This window comes from Endozoicomonas sp. ISHI1 (assembly GCF_024606225.1).
GTDB lineage: Bacteria > Pseudomonadota > Gammaproteobacteria > Pseudomonadales > Endozoicomonadaceae > Endozoicomonas_A.
Genome location: NZ_JAGRPU010000004.1, coordinates 100,158 through 119,645, shown reverse-complemented (window position 1 = coordinate 119,645; position 19,488 = coordinate 100,158). Strand labels below are relative to the sequence as shown.

Genomic DNA, 19,488 nt, shown 5'->3' with positions numbered 1-19,488 from the left:
GTTCTTAAGGGGCTTTTCTACCGTCACAGCAGCAGTCACAGGTTATCACTATGGAAGATGTCATTGATGAACTCCGGGAAAGTGCCGTCGAGGTGCCTACGCCACTTGAGCTTCCTGACGAAGACGAGATTATCGAAGCTGAAGAGCAGCTGCTGATTCCTATTCCTTCTGACTTCCGGGAGTTTCTGCTGCAGGTCAGTGACGTTGTTTATGGTTCCATGGAACCCGTTACCATAAAAGACCCCCACTCTCACACCTACCTGCCCGAGGTGGCAGCCATCGCCTGGGATCAGGGAGTACCCAGAGACCTGCTACCGCTGTGTGAGCATAGTGGCGATTTTTATTGCGTCTCTGCAGAAGGGGAAGTGGGCCTTTGGAAGGAAGGTGACCTCTCGGAAGTCACCTGGCCTTCGGTCTGGCACTGGGCCAAGGAGGTCTGGCTGCAAAGCTGACTGGCAAACAGCCCATCCTATTTGCTATGCTTCTCTGCTGGTCTGATTCCTGACCATAAAGTTAGCCTTTTTTTTCGCCTGAAGGCTATGACACACTGCACCGGATTTACGCTCCGGCCAGCAACAGGACCCCATATGTCAATTGTCGTTTGTGCGCTGTATAAATTTGTCACTCTGGATAACTTTAAATCCATCAAGCCTGACCTTTTGAAAGTAATGGAAGATAATGCCGTTCGTGGCACTCTGCTACTTGCCCACGAAGGTATTAATGGCACCGTTGCCGGCACCCAAAGTGCTATAGACCAGCTTCTGGCCTGGCTAAAAAGCGATTCTCGCCTCGCTGAACTTGAGTACAAGTTGTCCTACACCAAAGCGATGCCTTTCAAGCGCACCAAAGTCAAACTTAAGAAAGAAATCGTCACCATGGGTGTCGAAGGTGTTGACCCTAACCAAGTGGTCGGCACCTATGTCGATGCCAAATCATGGAACGATTTGATCAATGACCCGGACGTCCTGGTGGTCGATACCCGCAATGATTACGAAGTGCAGGTAGGCACCTTCAAGAATGCCATCAATCCCAATACCGAGACATTCAGGGAGTTTCCCCAGTACGTCAGGGACCACCTGAACCCGGAGCAGCACAAGAAAGTGGCCATGTTCTGCACCGGCGGCATACGCTGCGAAAAGTCGACGGCTTACCTGAAAGAACAGGGTTTTGAAGAGGTCTTCCACCTGAAAGGCGGGATTTTGAAATATCTGGAAGAAGTACCTCAGCAAGAGTCCACCTGGGAAGGCGAATGCTTTGTCTTTGATGATCGTGTCACCGTCAATCATCAGCTTGAAAAAGGTCAGTACGACCAATGCAATGCCTGTCGTCTTCCTATTACCGTGCAGGATCAACTCAGTGAACATTTCGAACAGGGCGTCAGCTGCCCTCATTGCTATGACAAGCACACGCCGGATCAGAAGCAACGTTTCCGTGAACGTGAACACCAGATTCAGCTGGCAAGACGACGTGGAGAAGCTCACCTCGGAGGTGAAGTCGGTAATACGGTCTTGAATCGAAGAAAAGCCAAACAAGCCACTCGTGAGCAGCAGCGAGCTCTGACAGCCGGAAAACAATAAGTTTCCAGCGGACGCCTCCAGCTGGAAGCGTCCGCTATCTTCAGACAAAATACTGAATCACTATCTCAACACTGAGCTGACCTTTATTGTATTGATGCACCAATAACATACTGAACGCCAGTGTAATCAATGGAAAAAGCCGCTTTTTTTCCTCACTCAAGAAATACCAGCCACCTCCCACCAGCATCACAATCAGAATGGCCCACCGGCCTACCTCATGCTCTTGCGGTAATATATGGAACAGCACGACAATACACCCCACAATATTGAACAGGATCCACAGTGGTGAGAGTATCCCGATACTGCCCAGTATTGGAAACTTGATCAATGCTCCACCTGACCATGTCCTGGGCTGGATATCGGATGACAAATGCAATGCAATCCCCATGGCCAGACCGCCTGCAACAAAAGGTAGATCAAACATCAGAGGCAGCAGCGCCAGAAGACACGAATGAGTAATCCCTGAACGGTGACTCAATCCCGGAAAAACCAGATCAATATCCGGCAATCGAATGCCGGCAACCAGCCCACTCAGGAAAAGCAATGCCGATTCAAAACGGGCAATCACCTGAAAATAATCGGGAAAGTAATGACGCCCTGCGAGTACAGAAGCCGCCAGCAGGCAACCTGCTAGCGGAGAAGTGATATATCGCATACAGCCGGTGTAACAAAAAATATGAGGGTGAAACCATTCTAGCAGCCTGTCGGACTTAAGGCTGTCCTACTGCGGTTGCAATAAATTGGTCTAAAAATTCCTGCTTCTTCGTCAAATAGCTCGCTATTCTCCTCAGAAGCAGAAATTTTTATCCTCAATTTCTTGCAATCCTCGCTACGGACGCTTAAGTCCGACAGGCTGCTAGTACATGGTTTCAATATGTTTGGCGATCAACCCAGTGGTAGATAAGTGGTATTTTTCAGCTTCTCCATGGCAAAGGAAGAAGTCACTTCACTGAGCCCGGTCACACTGTTTACCAGCCGTTTGTAGAATACATCAAAGGCTGCCATATCCCTGACCAGCACTTTCATCATGTAGTCATACTCTCCGGCCATCCGGAAGAACTCAATCACTTCAGCAAAGTCACTGACTTCCGCGACAAAAGCCTCATACCATTCATTACTGTGATTTTGGGTTTTGATATTCACAAAAGCCGTGAGGTGCAAGCCCAGTTTATCGCCATCAAGCAGAGCTACTCGCTGAGTGATGTAGCCTTCTTCTTCCAACTTTTTTAACCGCTTCCAGCAGGGCGAGACGGTCAACCCTACCTTGTCGGCAATATCAGCTACTGGAATGGATGCATCCCGCTGAAGGCAATCAAGAATCAATTTATCCTTTTTATCAAGCATAATAGAAAATATTTTTTCTTTAGACTGAATAAATAATGACAAATTTGAAAACTTTTTTCCAGCTATCTAATATAAAATTTTCATCATAGGTAGTTATTAGCAACACTGTTTTCCAAGCCATTGAACGTATTAAGAGGATGTTGGCATGAGCACAAAAACCCGGGTCAGCCTTTTATTTGTCACTGTCTGCTTCATATGGGGTACGACATGGCTGGCTATGGAACTGGCTGTTGCTACCATTCCGCCGATTACCGCCACGGGCATTCGATTCGCAGTTGCAGCGCCTCTGATTATTCTGCTGGCCAGAATGAAAGGCGTTACCATCTGGTTTCCAAAGGATAAGTGTTTGGAGTTCATCCTGATCAGTCTGTTTTACTTTGCCATTCCCTTCACCCTTATGATTTTTGGCGAACAATATATCTCGTCGGGACTGGCCTCTATCATTTTCGCCAATATGCCTGTCGCTGTTCTGATTTTTTCGGTGTTACTTCAGCGCCATAAGGTAGCCATGCACCAGCTGGCAGGTCTGGTCATAGCGCTGGTCAGTCTGGTGACCATCATTGGTAACCAAATGTCAGTCAACAGCAACGGCAGCCTGATGGGTGTGGTTGCAATGGTTGTTGCTGTCCTCATGCACGCCCTGATTTACACAAATGTCCAGACTCGTTGTCAGGGTATTCATGTGCTGACCTACAATGCCCTCCCCTGTCTGGTGGCGGCGGTACTTCTGACGATTACCGGTTACTTCATGGAAACGCCGGATATCAGTAGCTTCTCGGCGCTCTCACTCAGCGCAGTGATTTATTTGGGTTCCGTGGCGGGGATTGGCGGCATTATGGCTTACTTCCAGTTAAACAAACTGGCCAGCCCATTCCAGGCCTCCATCTGTTTTCTCATCTTTCCGGTGATTGCGCTCTGTCTGGACAGCCTGTTGAATGGAAGAATGCTCAGCAATGAGTCTCTGTTCCTGACCCTGTTCCTGATGCTCGGTGTCTTTTTGACCAAATTGCCTGAAGCGACTTTCAGAAAACACAAGCTCTTATTTAAAAGAAGCTGAGTTTTCTTCCGCCATAAAAAAACCGGGACATTCACCCGGTTTTTTTATGGCTTATTCAGTGTTCATGATCACCGGCCCCATGAACGTGACCATGATCCAGCTCTTCTTCAGTCGCATCGCGTACTTCAACGACTTCAACCGCAAAATTCAGGTCTTCACCTGCCAGCTGATGGTTAGCATCAATCACTACTTCATCACCCTCAATGGCAGTAATTGTGACAATACGAGGGCCGATGGCAGTATCTGCATGGAACTGCATACCCACTTCTACGTCGTGCTCACCAAACTGGGCACGGGGTATAGGCTGCACCAGGCTTTCATCGTATTCGCCATAGGCTTCGGCAGCTTCCACAGAGACTTCCAGCTTGTCACCCGCTGCTTTTCCTTCCAGTGCACTTTCCAGACCGGCAATAATGTTACCCTCACCGTGCAGATAGGCCATAGGATCATGACCTTCGGAACTGTCCAGAACTTCACCCCCGGCATTTTTCAGGGTGTAATGAATCAGTGCGACTTTTTTGTCAGTAATTTTCATTGATTGAAAATCTCTGGAATGAATGAACGGACAGAATACCGGTCCGCCTGCAAAACGAACAGTTCTTTTTCTTGCCAGGGGCCACGCCCATGTCAAGAATCCCTTATTCAGACTCCATTGCGGACAGAGCAAACTCTGCCAACCTGAGATGAACCAGAGCCCTGTTTTCACCTCTTCTGCAAACCTGTTGAAACAACTATTCAGCTCTGGCCGGGTCGTCAGCCAAGCCTTCAACACCGTAAAGATAACGTACGCTGAGCTGACAGGGTTCGTCCGGCGTGGCAGTGAGTATGCCTTTATGCTTAATTCGCTTATCCTAACAACAGGTAATTAGTGCCATTGACCTGTTCACTATTGCTCCAACCTGCTCTGCAATAACCATGGGAGTCACCCTTTTGACAGAACAACGATGCCCCTGGTGCACGGAAGACCCGGATTACATTCGATATCATGATGAAGAGTGGGGCGTTCCCTGCTACGACGATCAGAAGCTTTTTGAGTTTCTGATTCTGGAAGGGGCTCAGGCAGGTCTTAGCTGGATCACCATACTTAAACGCCGGGAGGGCTACCGGAACGCCTTCGCGGGCTTTAATCCCGGAGCAGTTGCCCAATTCACCGAACAGGATGTAGAAAGGCTGCTCAACAATAAAGGCATTGTAAGAAACCGACTGAAAGTCAACAGTGCCATCAAGAACGCCCGGGCCTTCCTGGAAGTTCAGGAAGAGTTTGGCACTTTTGAGCAATATATCTGGTCCTTCGTGAATCACACTCCGGTCCGGAATCAATGGCAAACAATGTCTGAAGTGCCTGTCACCACCCGGGAATCCGACGCCATGAGTAAAGACCTGAAAAAAAGAGGTTTTTCATTCGTAGGAAGCACTATTTGTTATGCCTACATGCAAGCCATGGGGATGGTCAATGATCATCTGGTGAGCTGCCCCTCATACTCCTCATAATACTTCGCATAATTACCCAGCTCTGGCATATATTCTGCACTTCCCCTTGCAACGCAACCTGTTGAATCCATAACTCATCAGGATGACCCGAAATAGCGCAAGGAGCGATCAAAACAGTGCAGATTTCCAGAATACTTCCCGACTTTCGCCCACTTTTATGTTGCTGTACGCACCTGGGCTTCGTAACGGTGTTTTTAATGGCATACTCAGGGGTGACTTCAGCCGCTTTAAACGATGCCGAGGCGGTCAACACATCCGGTCTGCAACGGATGCTTTCTCAGCGAGTCGCTAAAAGTTACCTGATGATCGGGGCCGACATTAACTCAGAAGAAGCTAAAGAGCAGCTCTATAAAAGCATTATTCTCTTTGAAAATAATTTTCACGCTTTATCAAATTACGCGCCCAACGATGAAATCAAACACCAGCTAAGAGTCATTGAGAAAGACTGGAAAAGCTACAAAAAAATAGCACTGTCGACACCCGACAGAGGAGCAGCTACCGAACTCATTCAAAAGGCTCTGACTGTATTCAACAGCAGCAATGATCTGGTCACATTAATTGAAAAGCACTCGGCCACCAGTAAAGCCAGGCTCATCAACGTTTCAGGTCGACAGCGCGCACTCAGCCAGAGAATTGCCATGTATTATCAGGCTTTGGCCTGGGGCGTGGGTGACGACTATGAGAGAGATTTTGAAGAATCCATGGCTCTGTTCGAAAGCTCACTGAATGAACTCGACCAGTCCCCGGTGAATACTCCTGAAATCAGAAAACTGCTCGCCAAGGTTAAAGCACAATGGTTTTTTTCCAAATCAGGTTTTACGCAATATAAAGAGGGACGTTACATGCCAACAGCCATCTCTGTCACCACTGAATCCATTCTCAAGAAAATGCAAGTTCTGACTCAAAAGTATGAACAGGTCATGGTCAATAGTCAGGGGGTCGCCAGCAGCTAGCAGCCTGTCGGACTTAAGCGTCTGTAGCGAGGATTGCAAGAAATTGAGGGTAAAAATTTCTGCTTCTGAGGAGAATAGCGAGCTATTTGACGAAGAAGCAGGAATTTTTAGACCAATTTATTGCAACCGCAGTAGGACAGCCTTAAGTCCGACAGGCTGCTAGTGCATGGCACTCCTCGACCCTACCTGTGTGAAACAAACCATTCGGGTACGTTTCATGAAGCCTATAGACGATACAGCTGAATCAGGGAAAGGCAGAACACCTTTCCCTTCGATTCGATCAGGTTTCAATTCCCACAATCAGCCAGGGCGCATCGGGCTCTTTGAGGCTGCGTTGCAGGTGCCAGATATCGGTAATATCTTCTTCGACACCCTCAACGGTATCGCGATACTTACCTGAAAAACGCACACTGATCTCGGCAACGCGGTCATTGTAATCAGCTCGGCCCAACTCGGCATCCACAAACATCACTTCGGTATGCTGATCGCCACCCAGAGAGGCCCTTTCTGCTTTTAGCTGCAAAAACAGTTCAGGTTCCAAATACTCTCGCATGGTGTCCAGGTCATTCTTGTTCCAGGCTTCCTGAAGCTTACGGTAATGGTCTCTGGCACCATTCATGAAAGCACTCAGATTGAAACCTTCTGGCAGATTCATGGGGACATCACTGGTTCCAAAACCGGTTTGAGGCAGGGGTGTTTGGGCCGCCTGACCAAAGTAATCTTCCTGCTGTTCCCTGTTCTGACCAAACAGTTGTCCTAATGAAGAAGGTGTCTGATTCTGCCCTGACTGTTCCGGAGTGAAGTGAGCGTCATTCCCACCATGATGACCGGCTGCCATGGCTTTGGCACGGTTCATACTGCGGAATACCTTAAAGAGTACAAAAGCCAGCAAAGCAATAATCAGAATATCCATCACTTGCAGACCACTGAAGGCACCACCGAACAGAGCTGCGATCAGTCCACCCGCCAGCAGGCCGCCTAACAGTCCACCTAGCAGGCCTTTGCGAGAACTTTGAGCCGCTGTCTGTTTGCTGCCCTGCTGAGGAGCTGCAGCCGGCTGTTTGGGAGCGGGAGCCGTATTATAGGAACGTCCAAAGCTCTTGCCCCCTCCAAACTTTTTGGCATCAGCCACCGGCACATTAAAGACGAAGCTGAAGGCCATGATAATGGCCATAAAAGAAGCAAACCTTTTAATCATCAATCTGAGAGTCTCTTGTTTCCAATACCCATGGGCTTTCATCCTATGGAGAGTGAAATTTATTGCAAGCTATTCCATAAAAAAACTGCGTAAATCAATGGAATAAATCAGGCCTCAATTCATTGAGTCCAAGCGGACCTCGCTTTTGTCCTCATAAGTTATATGCCAATCGAGCTGTGTCTCCAGATCGACACTATGGCCCATTTTATGGATCACACTGTCTAATTGGTTGAGCGTCATCTGGTCGCGATAAGGCTGCAGCATTTCAAGTTCTGTTTCCTCTAACACCTCAAAACGATTCAATGCGTCCATCGCAGCTTTAAAGGTCAACTCGTTTATTACAGGAGTTGGCTGAATGAGGATTGCCTCTTCTGTATCCAACTCTGCCAGCATTGCGGTGACGGTGTTTTTAACGGTATCCGGGACGATAACCGCCTGATTTTCAATGACCGGAGCGAGCGCCCTGCATAATCGGGCGGTGAGCTGACCATTATTGGCGTAGTGCTCCAGTGACGACCAGACTGCGGGTTTTAATGACTTGCCTGAATTGATAAGACTGAGGATGACTCCGGGTGGCAGCAACTTCTGATTCCCATCCTGTCCGGTCTCATTGACTCTTGCCCGATTGCCAGCCAGTCGCTCACGCCTGACTAAATAGAGTTCTCGCTCGTCCTGAGGATGTTTATACCAACGCTCAGTGAAGTCGGTGGCCTCGAAAAAAGCGTTCAGCTGTTCCAGCGACCAGTTCTTGATCATAAAACCGTTCCCGACGAGACTGAATTCCGGTTTTGGCAATGTCATGGTTCCACTGCCAGAAAGTATCGTCAGCTGTTGCTTTTCAAACTTATATTCTGGTACCTGCTCAAGCTCAATCAGCAGAGCGGCGATAAAGTACCACAGCCGCTTCTGTCCCGACATGAGCGCATCACCCCTGATAATCACCCCTTTGCCATCGTTGCTGGCCATCTGCAATGAAAAACATAGATCCGGTATCTGTTCGTGGTCAGTCAGGTAATGGTGTGCCACCAGCAGCCCTTCGAGTAGCCGCTCCTGTTCTTTCAGATTGAGGGAATTTGCAGTCTGCCGGGCAATACAGGCATCCAGGAAACCCTGCATTTTTTGCTGCCCGAACGACAGGTGTATACGATACAGTTGGAGGATGGATGGAGCCGTTTCGAAGAAGCTATCGAGCTGTTCAATATAGTCTGGGCTTTTGGCTTCTGGCTGCGACCAGATAATCTCCAACGTCCATCTTCTACTTCGTGCCATGATAAATCGCCGGTTGAGCTTTTGCCTCAGTGGTTCCAGTGCCTCCCACTGAGCTTTGTTCGGGGGGGGCTGAGGTTTTTGCACAGTTCAATGTACTCCAGACTCTCAGATTCAGGCAGCTGAGTCAGAGCAAACTTTACGATATTCAAAGGGGCGGGAATTGAGAGTGCCTTGTTGAGTAAGTTCTGGTCTTGTCGGCTTTCATTGTGTCTTGCCAGCCATAAACGTACGCCAGCTCCACCATGGTTATGTAATATCGGCAGCAAGGATGCCAACGCGGAAAGCACCTGAGGTCTTTCATTACGGGCGTTTGTGAAAGCGGTCAGGTATTGTTCAAATTCCGCAATGGTCATGCGCCACTTTAGAGGGGCTGTACTGAACAATGCCAAGACTTTCATGTTTTCCGCAATGGTCATACGCCACTTCTGGGGGAAAGAGCTAAAGAGCGGTAATGCGTTCACCGCATCGCCTTCCTCCCACTCATCATCCAAATCACTGATGTCGTAGATTGTTCACATCAAACTCATTGAAGTGACATACTAGCGCGGGAACGAGGTGAAAGGCATCTGTGCTTTGGTGATTCATTTTGCGTCCTTTCTGTTAGTTGCCTACAGTGGTAGGGCAATGGAGGTATTTTTTTAACAGGGTATCCGGTTGAGGTAAAACGATGAATAGCTTATACGAAACCGACCATCACAAATGGTTGACCGAGCAAGTAGGCTTACTGGCTAACAAACAATTTGACCAGCTAGACCTTGAAAATCTGTTGGAGGAGTTGGAGTTGGGTATAGAGGCTAAAGTCGATAATCTTGAGAATTATCTATCCACTTTGATAACCCATCTTCTTAAATGTGATTACCAAACGACCGTATTAAGGGATACGATAGCCGCCGAGAGATTCCCTAAGGGGTGGGTAAAAACCATATATAGATCAAGGAATAACATCAATAAACTAATAAGAAAAAATCCCTGTTTAAAACCAAGAATCGAGAATATATTAGAAAACTCGTATCCCGAAGGAAAAAAAGACGCAATTTGGGAAATGAATCTTCATATACCCGCCCAATGCCCAAAACTGGACAACAGCAGCTATCCAGACAAATGCCCGTGGTCTTACGAGCAAATGATGTCTGAAGACTGGTATCCTTAAACGGAGTGAATCCCTATGAGTAGTTTATTGACTCGCTCCCATGAACCTTAGCCATAACAGCGAGTGTTGCGCTCGTTGCGGATTTAATCAAGAGCTGGAGCCTCTGGTAATCGAGAGGCTAACCGGGAAACCAAAGGTGGCGGCGTAGATCCATCTGCTGGCGGTAACGGCATGCAGTCTCTCCCTATACATCAAACAGTTCATCCTCAAATAGCCATTCATTCAGCCCGAGCGGATCCCTCTTTTTATCCTCACAGGCTTTGTGCCATTCGAGCTGTGTCGCCACATCCACTCTGTCGCTCATTTTGTTGATCACCGCGGCGAGTTGCATTGGAGTCATCTGGGGGCGATAAAGTTCCAGCATTTCAAGCTCTGTTTCCGCCAGCACCTGAAAACGATTCAGTGCCTCCATTGCTGCTTCAAAGGTGAGTTCGTTGATCACGGGAGATGGCTGAGTGGGAGTGGCCGCATCCACCTCTGCCAGCGATGCGGTGACGGCGTTTTTAACGATATCCGGAACGGTAGCTGCCTGACTTTGAATGACTGGGGCTAATGCCCTGCATAATCGGGCGGTGAGCTGGCCATTATTGGCGTACTGCTCCAGCGATGCCCAGACTGCGGGTTTTAGTGGCTTGCCTGACTTGACAAGACTGAGAATAACTCCGGGTGGCAGCAGTGGCGTTACTCTATTATTTCCAGCCTGCCGGGTCTCATTGGCCCTTGCCCGAACAGCCACTTGCTCATCACGCCTGATCACGTAGACTTCCCGCTCATCCTGAGGATGCTTATACCAGCGTTCGGTGAAGTCGGTGGCCTCAAAAAAAACGTTCAGCTGTGCCAGCGACCAGTTCTTAATCATAAAACCGGGACCGACGAGACTGAATTCCGGTTTTGGCAATACAATGCTTCCGTCGCCAGAAAGCACCGTCAGCCGCTGTCTTTCAAACTTGTACTCTGGCACCTGCTCAAGCTCAATCAGCAGAGCGGCGATAAAGTACCACAGCCGCTTCTGTCCCGGCATGAGCGCATCACCCTTGATAATGACCCCTTTGCCATCGGCACTGGCCACCCGGGATGAAAAGCAGAGATCCGGTATCTGTTCGTGGTCAGTCAGGTAATGGTGTGCCAGCAGCAGCCCTTCGAGTAGCCGCTCCTGTTCTTTCAGATTGAGGGAATTTGCAGTCTGCCGGGCAATACAGGCATCCAGGAAACCTTGCATTTTCCGCCATCCCAATGCCTGGTGTATCCGGTACAGTTGACGGATGGAAGGAACCGTTTCGGAGAAACTATCGAACTTTTCAACATAGCCCGGCCGTTTAGCTTCTGGCTGTGAGCAGATAATCTCTACCGTCCATCGACTGCTTTGTGTCAGGATAAATTGCCGCTTGAGCTTTTGCCTCAGTGGCTCCAGTGCCTGCCATTGCGCTTTGTCAGGAACCGGGCTCAGGTTTTTACACAACGTAATGTAATCCAGACACTCGGATTCAGGCAGCTGCGTCAGGGCAAATTTTACAGTATCCAGGGAGGCGGGAATTGAGAGCGCCTTGCTGAGTACGTTCTGGTCTTGTTGGTGTTCATTATGTCTCGCCAGCCAGAAGCGAACACCGGCGCCGCCATGATTGAAGAGCATGGGTATCAACGATGCCAGGGCATAAAGCACCTGCATTCTTTCGTTGCGGGCGTTTGTGAAAGCGGTCAGGTATTGTTCAAATTCCGCTATCGTCATGCGCCACTCTCTGGAGGCTGAACTGAACAGCGCCAGGACTTTCATGGTTTCTTCAATCGTCATACGCCATTTTTTGGGAGCCGAACTGAACGACGGCAATACATTCATTGCATCGTCTTCCTCCCACTCATCATCGGAATCACTGATCTCGCAGTCACTCTCTATAGCGAGTTCCGGAAGATCGGGAAGATATGGGCGAAATGCTCTCTCGTTCGCCGTCAACAGGCTTTGTTCGGGCAGCCCGGAGCCTTTAAACACCCGGCTGGTCATCTTCAGGCAATGTTTCCTGTTGTTCACTGGCAGCCACTGAACAAACACTTTTAAGTCCGCCTCAGCCGGGAAGCCCTGTCGAGAACTTATGCAGGCAATATGCGCGAACAGTCTCTGATCGATCGGGCTGTCTTTAACGGTCTCATCAAGGTTCGGCTGCCAGCCCTCTTTCAGGCAGGGCATAGAGATAAAGGCTTCCACCTGCTCCTTGGTCGGGAAGCCATTACCATCATTCATGGAAGCAATGCGCATGAGCAGTTTCCGATCGATCGGGTTGTTTTGAACGGCTTCATCGCAACCCTCCCTCCAGCCCTCTTTCAGGCAGGGCATGGAGATAAAGGCTTCCACCTGCTCTTTGGTCGGGAAGCCTTTGCCATGATTCATGGAAGCAATGCGCATGAGCAGTTCCCAGTCGATGGGCTTATCTTTAACGGCCTCGTCCCGACCCGGCTGCCAGCCCTCTTTCAGGCAGGGCATGGAGATAAAGGCTTCCACCTGCTCCTTGGTCGGGAAGCCTCTGTGATTATTCATCGAGGCAATATGCTTGAGCAGTCTCCGATTGATCGGGCTGTCTTTAACGGTCTCATCAAGGCCCGGCTGCCAGCCCTCTTTCAGGCAGGGCATAGAGATAAAGGCTTCTACCTGTTCCCTGGTCGGGAAGCCTTTGCCACTATTCATAGAAGCAATGCGCATGAGCAGTTCCCGGTCGATCGGGTTGTTTTGAACGGCTTCATCGCAACCCTCGCTCCAGCCCTCTTTCAGGCAGGGCATGGAGATAAAGGCTTCCACCTGCTCCTTCGTCGGGAAGCCTCTACCATTATTCATGGAAGCAATGTGCATGAGCAGTTCCCAGTCGATGGGCTTATCTTTAACGGCCTCGTCCCGACCCGGCTGCCAGCCCTCTTTCAGGCAGGGCATGGAGATAAAGGCTTCCACCTGCTCCTTCGTCGGGAAGCCTTTCCCATGATTCATCAAGGCAATATGCCTGAGCAGTCTCCGATTGATCGGGCTGTCTTTAACGGTCTCATCAAGGCCCGGCTGCCAGCCCTCTTTCAGGCAAGGCATAGAGATAAAGGCTTCCACCTGCTTCTTCGTCGGGAAGCCTTTGTCATGATTTATGGAGACGATGAGCCCGAGTAGCTCCCGGTCGATGGGATTATCCTTAACGGCCTCATCAAGGCCCGGCTGCCAGCCCTTTCTCAGGCAGAGCATTGAGATAAAGGCTTCTACGTCCTTCTTCTTCGGAAAGCCTTTGCCATGATTTGTGGAGGCGATGTGAGTGAGCAGTTCCCGGTCAACCGGGTTGTCCCGTACTGCCTCGTCATTGCCCGGCTGCCAATCTACCCTGAGGCAAAGCATCGACATGAAGGCTTTTACCTGCGCTTCTGTCGGTAACCCTTTGCGACGGTTTATGGAGGCAATGTTCCTGAGCAGCTTCTGGTCGACCGGGTTGTCTTTAACGGCCTCATCAAGACCCGGCCGCCAGCCCACTTTCAGGCAAGGCATGGTTATGAAAGCTTTCACTTGTGCCTCCGGCGGGCACCCTTTGCCGTTATTCATAGAGGCAATGCATATCACCTGCTTAAGGTTGATCGGGTTATTTTTAACCGCCTCATCAAGGCCCGGCTGCCAGCCCACTTTCAGGCAAGGCATGGTAACAAAGGCTTTCACTTGTCCTTCTGTCGGGATACCTTTGCCAGAGTTCATGGAGGCAATGCGTATGAGCAGCTCCCGGTCGATGGGGTTGTTTTGAACAGCTTCATCGCAGCCCTCCGTCCAGCCCACTTTCAGGCAAGGCATGCTGAGGAAGGCCTCTAGTTGCTCCTTGTCCGGAAATCCCCTGCCGTTGCACATGGAGGAAATGTGCACGAGCAGGTCCCGGTCAATCGGGTTGTTTTGAACGGCCTCATCAAGCCCCCGCTGCCAGCCCACTTTCAGGCAGGGCATACTGAGGAAGGCCTCCACTTTTTCCTTTTTCGGGAATCCCCTGCCACTGTTCATGGAGGAAATATGCGCCAGCAGCCTCTGGTCGACCGGATTACCCTGAACGGCTTCGTCGTTGCCCGGTTGCCAGCCGACTTTCAGGCAAGCCATGGTCATAAAGGCTTTCACTTGCTTCTCCGTCGGGAAGCCTCTGCTAGCGGACATGGAAGCAATGTGTTTCAGGAATGGGTGAGCGGCAATGGCCCTGATCTCTTGATCAGTTTGTCTTGCAAAACGCTCTAATTGGGGTGGCGTTTCTAACATACTGGAAAGGCAGCCGGTGTTTTTAATTTGATCCGTATTGACTGCCGAGAAGAACACCGTGGCTTTGTCAAAATAGCTTGTGAAAAGCTCAGCCTGACTAATAATGCTAAACACTTTCATCCTGGCAAAAAGGGTGGGCAATGGCGGCTTGTCCCGGTTGTAAGAGAATCCGATCTTTCTTACCCGGAGGGTTTTTAGTAGTTTTTTAGCACTTTGGACCACCCTTCTCGCACGTTCAGCGGTATCTGGATTTTCACCGCTAAAGTGTCTCTGTAATATGCCCTGATGCCTTGGTACCAACACCGAGAGCACCTCAGGGGGAATGTCTGTGGCGTCTTCAGAATCTTCATCTTCCATGTCACTGGTGACAGGGGTCATGCTCTCACTGACGGGTGGTGGATTTTCCAATTCCGGTTCAGTGGCCATTGGAGAGACCACACGCCAATGCTCTCCATCAACTCGCCTTAGCTTAATGGCTGGAATGGGCGATGGCTGTTCAGGGGTCTGTTGATGCTGCGGTATATTGGAGGCACCGGTTACCGGTTCAGCCTGACGCCCTGTCCGGGTGCGCTTTCTTTTTGGTTTTTGAGAGCCATTCCTCACCGAGGCCCCACTGTCCGGGGGTGGCGGCGAAGATCCATCTATTGGCAGTAACGGCATGCAGCCTCTCCCTATACATCAAACAGTTCATCCTCAAGTAGCCATTCATTCAGACCGGGCAAATCTTGCTTTTTACTCTCATAGGCTTTGTGCCATTCGAGCTGTGTCAGCAAATCCACCCTGTCGCTCATTTTTTTGAGCACTGTGGCGAGTTGCATTGGAGTCATCTGGGGGCGATAAAGTTCCAGCATTTCAAGCTCTGTTTCTTCCAGCACCTGAAAACGATTCAATGCGTCCATCGCAGCTTTAAAGGTCAACTCGTTTATTACAGGAGTTGGCTGAATGAGGATTGCCTCTTCTGTATCCAACTCTGCCAGCATTGCGGTGACGGTGTTTTTAACGGTATCCGGGACGATAACCGCCTGATTTTCAATGACCGGAGCGAGCGCCCTGCATAATCGGGCGGTGAGTTGGCCATTATTGGCGTAGTGCTCCAGTGACGACCAGACTGTGGGTTTTAATGACTTGCCTGAATTGATAAGACTGAGGATGACTCCGGGTGGCAGCAACTTCTGATTCCCATCCTGTCCGGTCTCATTGACTCCTGCCCGATTGCCAGCCAGTCGCTCATCACGCCTGACTAAATAGAGTTCTCGCTCGTCCTGAGGATGTTTATACCAACGCTCAGTGAAGTCGGTGGCCTCGAAAAAAGCGTTTAGCTGCTCCAGCGACCAGTTCTTGATCATAAAACCGTTACCGATGAGACTGAATTCCGGTTTTGGCAATGTCATGGTTCCACTACCGGAAAGTATCGTCAGCTGTTGCTTTTCAAACTTATACTCAGGTACCTGTTCAAGCTCAATCAGCATGGCGGCTATAAAGAGCCACAGCCGCTTCTGTCCTTCCATGACCGCATCACCTTTGATAACCACCCCTTTGCCACCGGTGCCGGCCACCTGCGATGAAAAGCAAAGGTTCGGTATCTGTTGGTGGTCAGTCAGGTAATGGTGTGCCAGCAGCAGCCCTTCCAATATAAGCTCCTGTTCTTTTACCTGAAGGGCATTGGAGGTCTGTCGGGCAATACAGGCCTCCAGAAAATCCTGCATTTTTTGTGGCTTGAATGTCTGGTGTATCCGGTACAGTTGGTGAGTCCCGGGGACAGTGTCGAAGAAGCTGTCGAGCTTTTGGGCAAAGTCTGAGCGCTTGGCCTCTGGCTGCAACCAGATAAGCTCCAGCATCATTGCTTTACTTCGTTTCAGGGGGTATCGCTGACCAAGTCTTTCCCGAAGTGGCTTCAATGCCTCCCATTGCTCTTTGTTCGGGGCAGGACTCAGGTTTTTGCACACTCTGATGTACTCCAGACACTCGGGTTCAGGAAGCTTCGTCAGGGCAAGCTTTATGGTTTCCAAGGGGGCGGAAAGGGAGAGTGCCTTAGTGAGCAAGTCTTGGTCTTGCGGTTTTTCATTTTTCCTTTTCAGCCAGAAATGTACGCCTGCGCCACCATGGTTGTAAAGCGTCGGTATCAACGATCTCAGCGCAGAAAGTACTTGGGTTCTTTCATTGTGGGCGTTTGTGAAAGCGGTCAGGTATTGTTCAAACTCTGCCATCGTCATACGCCATTTGTTAGGAGCAGAACAGAACAGCGCCAGGACTTTCATGGTCTGTGCAATGGTTATACGCCACTTTTTAGGAGCCGAACTGAACAGCGGCAATGAGTTCATTGCATCGTCTTCTTCCTGCTCATCATCGGAGTCATCAATGTCGTAGTCAATGTCTCCGGAGAGTTCCAGAAGATCTGGAAGGCGTAAGCGAAATAACCTCTCATTGGCTGCCAACTCCCTATGCCCGGGTAACCCGGACTTGCATAACACTCGGCTGGCCATCTTCAGGAAAAGCTTCTTGTCACCCCGGGGCAGCCATTGAACAAAGGCTATTACGTCCGCCTCTACCGGGAAGCCTTTACCATAATACATGGCGGCAACGTGTCCAAGCAGCTCCCGGTGGACTGGTTTGTCTTTAACAGCAGCATCCTGACCTGGCTGCCAGCCCTCTTTCAGGCAGGGCATAGTAATGAAGGCTTTCACTTGCTCCCTGGTCGGGAAGCCCAGACGATAATTCATGTAGATGATGTGCATGAATAGTTTCCGGTCGATCGGGCTGTCTTTAACGGCCTCGTCGCAGCCCGGCTGCCAACCCACTTTCAGGCAAGGCATAGTGATGAAGGCTTTCACTTGCCACTCTTTCGGGAAACCTCTGCTGGCATTTATGGAGGCAATATGCATGACCAGCTCCCAGTCGATCAGGTTGTCTTTAACAGCCTCGTCACGACCCTCTTGCCAGCCTTTTTTCAGGCAAGGCATGTTCAGGAAAGACTCCACTTGCTCCTTATTTGGGAATCGTTTGCCATTATTCATGGAGGCAATGAGCATGAAGAGTTTCTGGTTGATCGGGCTGTCTTTAACGGCCTCGTCGCAGCCCGGCTGCCAACCCACTTTCAGGCAGGGCATGGTCATGAAGGTTTTTAATTCCGACTCTGTCGGGAAGCCTTTGCCATTATGCATGGAGGCAATGAGCCTTAGCAGCATTCGGTCGATCGGATTGCCTTTAACGGCCTCGTCATTGCCCGACTGCCAGCCCACTTTAAGACAAGGCATACTCACAAACGCTTTCACTTCCGGCCCTGTCGGAAAACCTCTGCCATTATGCATGGAGGCAATGTTCTTAATCAGCTCCCAGTCGATTGGGTTGTCTTTAACAGCCTCATCAAGGCCCGGCTTCCAGCCCTCTTTCAGGCAAGGTATGGTGATGAAGGCTTTTACTTGCTCTTGCGTCGGGAAGTCTCTGCCACAATGCATGGTGGTAATATGCATGAGCAGCTTTCGGTCGACCGGATTGTCTTTAACCGCCCTGTCGCGGTCCGGCCGCCAGCCCTCTCTCAGGCAAATCATAGAGATGAACGCTTTCACTTTCGCTTCTTTCGGGAAACCTTTGCCATTATTCATAGAAGCAATATTCTTCACTAGCCCCCAGTCGATCGGGCTGTCTTTAACGGCCTCGTCATTACCCGGCTGCCAGCCCTCTCTCAGGCAAAGCATGCTAAGAAACGCCTCCACTTGCTCTTTTGTCGGAAATCCTTTGCCATTATTCATGGAGGAAATGCGTATGAGCAGTTCCCGGTTGATCGGTTTGCCACGAACGGCTTCGTCATGGCCGGGTTCCCAGCCCTCTTTCAGGCAAGGCATGTTCATGAAGGCTTCTAACTGCTCCTTCGCAGGGAAGCCTCTGCCACTGTTCATAGAGGCAATATGCGCAACCAGTTCCCAATCGATCGGTTTGTCTTTAACCGCCTCGTCGAGGCCCGGCTGCCAATCCATTTTCAGGCAAGGAATGGTGATGAAGGCTTTCACCTGAGGCTCTGACGGAAAACGTCTGCTATTGTTCATGGAAGCGACATGCCTGAGCAGCCTCCGGTTAATCGGGTTGTTTTGAACCTCTTCATCATTGCCCGGTTGCCAGCCTTCTCTCAGGCAGGGCATGGTGATGAAGGCTTTCACTTGTTCCTCTGTCGGGAACCCTTTGCCATTATTCATGGAGGAAATGTGCACGAGCAGCTCCCGGTCGATGGGGTTGTCCTGAACGGCCTCATCGTTGCCTGGTTGCCAGCCTTTTTTCAGGCAAGCGATGTTCATAAAGTCATCCACTTCGCCTATGGTCGGGAAGCCTCTGTTATTGCGCATAGAAGAAATCTGTTTCAGGAATGGATGTCCGGCAACAGCTTGAATCTCATGATCATTTTTATTTGCAAAGCGCTCTATATGACGCGGCCATCTCAACATGCTTGAGAGACAGCCGGTGTTTTTAATTTGATCCGTATTGACCGCCGAAAAGAAGACCGTCGCCTTGGCAAAAAACGCTGAGAGAAGCTCAGCTTGCTTAATAACACTCAATGTTTCCAATTTGGCAAAAAGGGTGGGAAATGGAGGGTTACTTCTGTTGTAGGATAATCCGATCTTTCTCCTGCGGAGGGTTTTCAGCAGTTTTTTGGCACTTTGGACCACGCTTCTCACAGCCTGGGCTGTATCCGGGTTGCTATCGTTGTAGTGGTTCTTCAACACTGCCTGATGTTTGGGTGAAAACACCGAGAGAATTTCAGGAGGGATTTCTGAAGCGTCTTCAAAATCTTCATCTTCTATTTCACCGGTGACAGGGGTCATACTGTCACTGGCGGGTGGTGGAGTTTCTGATTCCGGTTCGATTACAGCCATTGGCTGAGGCTCTTCGTCAGCCGTTATAACCGATTCAGTTTCCAATGGATCTTGTGTGGACTGAACTGCGAAGGAAGAGACCACACGCCAGAGACCCTCATCAACACGCCGTAGCTTTATGGGGGGAATGTGAGATGGTTCAAAGGCCTGTTGATGCTGCAATATATTGGAGGCACTGGCTGCCGGTTCAGCCTGACGCCCTGTCCGGGTGTGCTTTCTTTTTGGTTTTTGAGCGCCTTTTTTTTGAGAGCCCTCTTTTTGAGAACCATTACTCACCGAAGCCCCATCGTCCAAAGGTGGCGGCGTAGATCCATCTATTGGGGGTAATGGCACGTAAACTC

The 19,488-nt window shown here is 49.9% G+C and carries 14 protein-coding genes; 6 read left to right on the top strand and 8 right to left on the bottom strand.

Translation table 11 applies throughout. The features are described from left to right. The first annotated feature begins 50 nt into the window (after window positions 1–50). Together KBW69_RS04780 and KBW69_RS04775 are read left to right on the top strand one after the other, a co-directional pair. A complete protein-coding gene (locus tag KBW69_RS04780) occupies window positions 51–452 on the top strand; it encodes an SMI1/KNR4 family protein (RefSeq protein ID WP_257280116.1) in 402 nt (133 codons plus the stop codon). Between the two features lie 135 nt (window positions 453–587). Next, entirely contained in the window at window positions 588–1,577 is a 990-nt protein-coding gene (locus KBW69_RS04775) for a rhodanese-related sulfurtransferase (RefSeq protein ID WP_257280115.1), read from the top strand. Between the two features lie 40 nt (window positions 1,578–1,617). Here the strand turns inward: KBW69_RS04775 and KBW69_RS04770 are convergent, their stop codons facing one another. After that, window positions 1,618–2,232 (bottom strand): hypothetical protein, encoded by a 615-nt coding sequence (locus KBW69_RS04770; protein ID WP_257280114.1) that lies wholly within the window; start codon window positions 2,230–2,232, stop codon window positions 1,618–1,620. A 230-nt stretch (window positions 2,233–2,462) separates the two neighbouring features. Further along, window positions 2,463–2,963 (bottom strand): Lrp/AsnC family transcriptional regulator, encoded by a 501-nt coding sequence (locus KBW69_RS04765; RefSeq protein ID WP_306674488.1) that lies wholly within the window; start codon window positions 2,961–2,963, stop codon window positions 2,463–2,465. Window positions 2,964–3,066: 103 nt separating this feature from the next. Between KBW69_RS04765 and KBW69_RS04760 the strand changes: the two genes are divergently transcribed. After that, window positions 3,067–3,978 (top strand): DMT family transporter, encoded by a 912-nt coding sequence (locus tag KBW69_RS04760; RefSeq protein WP_257280113.1) that lies wholly within the window; start codon window positions 3,067–3,069, stop codon window positions 3,976–3,978. A 55-nt stretch (window positions 3,979–4,033) separates the two neighbouring features. On the opposite strand, the gene slyD is transcribed toward KBW69_RS04760, so the two are convergent. Continuing rightward, window positions 4,034–4,513 (bottom strand): peptidylprolyl isomerase, encoded by a 480-nt coding sequence (gene slyD / locus KBW69_RS04755; RefSeq protein ID WP_257280112.1) that lies wholly within the window; start codon window positions 4,511–4,513, stop codon window positions 4,034–4,036. 395 nt (window positions 4,514–4,908) lie between these two features. Here slyD and KBW69_RS04750 point away from each other — a divergent pair, with 395 nt between their 5' ends. Together KBW69_RS04750 and KBW69_RS04745 are read left to right on the top strand one after the other, a co-directional pair. Continuing rightward, window positions 4,909–5,469, top strand: a complete 561-nt coding sequence (locus KBW69_RS04750; RefSeq protein WP_306674487.1) for a DNA-3-methyladenine glycosylase I — start codon at window positions 4,909–4,911, stop codon at window positions 5,467–5,469. Between the two features lie 197 nt (window positions 5,470–5,666). Next, window positions 5,667–6,422, top strand: coding sequence for a type IV pili methyl-accepting chemotaxis transducer N-terminal domain-containing protein (locus tag KBW69_RS04745; RefSeq protein ID WP_257280110.1), 756 nt, complete (start codon window positions 5,667–5,669; stop codon window positions 6,420–6,422). A 280-nt stretch (window positions 6,423–6,702) separates the two neighbouring features. On the opposite strand, the gene KBW69_RS04740 is transcribed toward KBW69_RS04745, so the two are convergent. From KBW69_RS04740 to KBW69_RS04730, 3 genes are all read right to left on the bottom strand, one after another. After that, window positions 6,703–7,620, bottom strand: a complete 918-nt coding sequence (locus KBW69_RS04740; RefSeq protein WP_257280109.1) for a Tim44 domain-containing protein — start codon at window positions 7,618–7,620, stop codon at window positions 6,703–6,705. A gap of 114 nt (window positions 7,621–7,734) precedes the next feature. Then, the gene (locus KBW69_RS04735) at window positions 7,735–8,889 is read right to left on the bottom strand and encodes a hypothetical protein (protein ID WP_257280108.1); all 1,155 of its coding nucleotides are present in this window, start codon (window positions 8,887–8,889) and stop codon (window positions 7,735–7,737) included. A 26-nt stretch (window positions 8,890–8,915) separates the two neighbouring features. Beyond that, the gene (locus KBW69_RS04730) at window positions 8,916–9,350 is read right to left on the bottom strand and encodes a hypothetical protein (protein ID WP_257280107.1); all 435 of its coding nucleotides are present in this window, start codon (window positions 9,348–9,350) and stop codon (window positions 8,916–8,918) included. Between the two features lie 206 nt (window positions 9,351–9,556). On the opposite strand from KBW69_RS04730, the gene KBW69_RS04725 reads away from it, so the two are divergent. Further along, window positions 9,557–10,039, top strand: coding sequence for a DUF29 domain-containing protein (locus tag KBW69_RS04725; RefSeq protein ID WP_257254089.1), 483 nt, complete (start codon window positions 9,557–9,559; stop codon window positions 10,037–10,039). Window positions 10,040–10,223: 184 nt separating this feature from the next. Here KBW69_RS04725 and KBW69_RS04720 read toward each other — a convergent pair whose 3' ends face one another. Both KBW69_RS04720 and KBW69_RS04715 read right to left on the bottom strand, forming a co-directional pair. Then, on the bottom strand, window positions 10,224–14,942 hold the full coding sequence (locus KBW69_RS04720) for a hypothetical protein (protein WP_257280106.1): 4,719 nt from the start codon (window positions 14,940–14,942) through the stop codon (window positions 10,224–10,226). Between the two features lie 11 nt (window positions 14,943–14,953). Further along, window positions 14,954–19,480 carry a hypothetical protein gene (locus KBW69_RS04715; RefSeq protein WP_257280104.1) on the bottom strand — a complete coding sequence of 1,509 codons (4,527 nt, stop codon included), beginning with the start codon at window positions 19,478–19,480 and terminating at the stop codon, window positions 14,954–14,956. Window positions 19,481–19,488: the final 8 nt, after the last annotated feature.

Excerpts from the sequence above, each read along its gene's own strand:
- KBW69_RS04780 (WP_257280116.1), top strand. The coding sequence starts at position 51 with ATGGAAGATGTCATTGATGAACTCCGGGAAAGTGCCGTCGAGGTGCCT.
- KBW69_RS04775 (WP_257280115.1), top strand. The coding sequence starts at position 588 with ATGTCAATTGTCGTTTGTGCGCTGTATAAATTTGTCACTCTGGATAAC.
- KBW69_RS04770 (WP_257280114.1), bottom strand. The coding sequence starts at position 2,232 with ATGCGATATATCACTTCTCCGCTAGCAGGTTGCCTGCTGGCGGCTTCT.
- KBW69_RS04760 (WP_257280113.1), top strand. The coding sequence starts at position 3,067 with ATGAGCACAAAAACCCGGGTCAGCCTTTTATTTGTCACTGTCTGCTTC.
- slyD (WP_257280112.1), bottom strand. The coding sequence starts at position 4,513 with ATGAAAATTACTGACAAAAAAGTCGCACTGATTCATTACACCCTGAAA.
- KBW69_RS04745 (WP_257280110.1), top strand. The coding sequence starts at position 5,667 with ATGGCATACTCAGGGGTGACTTCAGCCGCTTTAAACGATGCCGAGGCG.
- KBW69_RS04740 (WP_257280109.1), bottom strand. The coding sequence starts at position 7,620 with ATGATTAAAAGGTTTGCTTCTTTTATGGCCATTATCATGGCCTTCAGC.
- KBW69_RS04735 (WP_257280108.1), bottom strand. The coding sequence starts at position 8,889 with ATGGCACGAAGTAGAAGATGGACGTTGGAGATTATCTGGTCGCAGCCA.
- KBW69_RS04725 (WP_257254089.1), top strand. The coding sequence starts at position 9,557 with ATGAATAGCTTATACGAAACCGACCATCACAAATGGTTGACCGAGCAA.
- KBW69_RS04720 (WP_257280106.1), bottom strand. The coding sequence starts at position 14,942 with ATGCCGTTACTGCCAATAGATGGATCTTCGCCGCCACCCCCGGACAGT.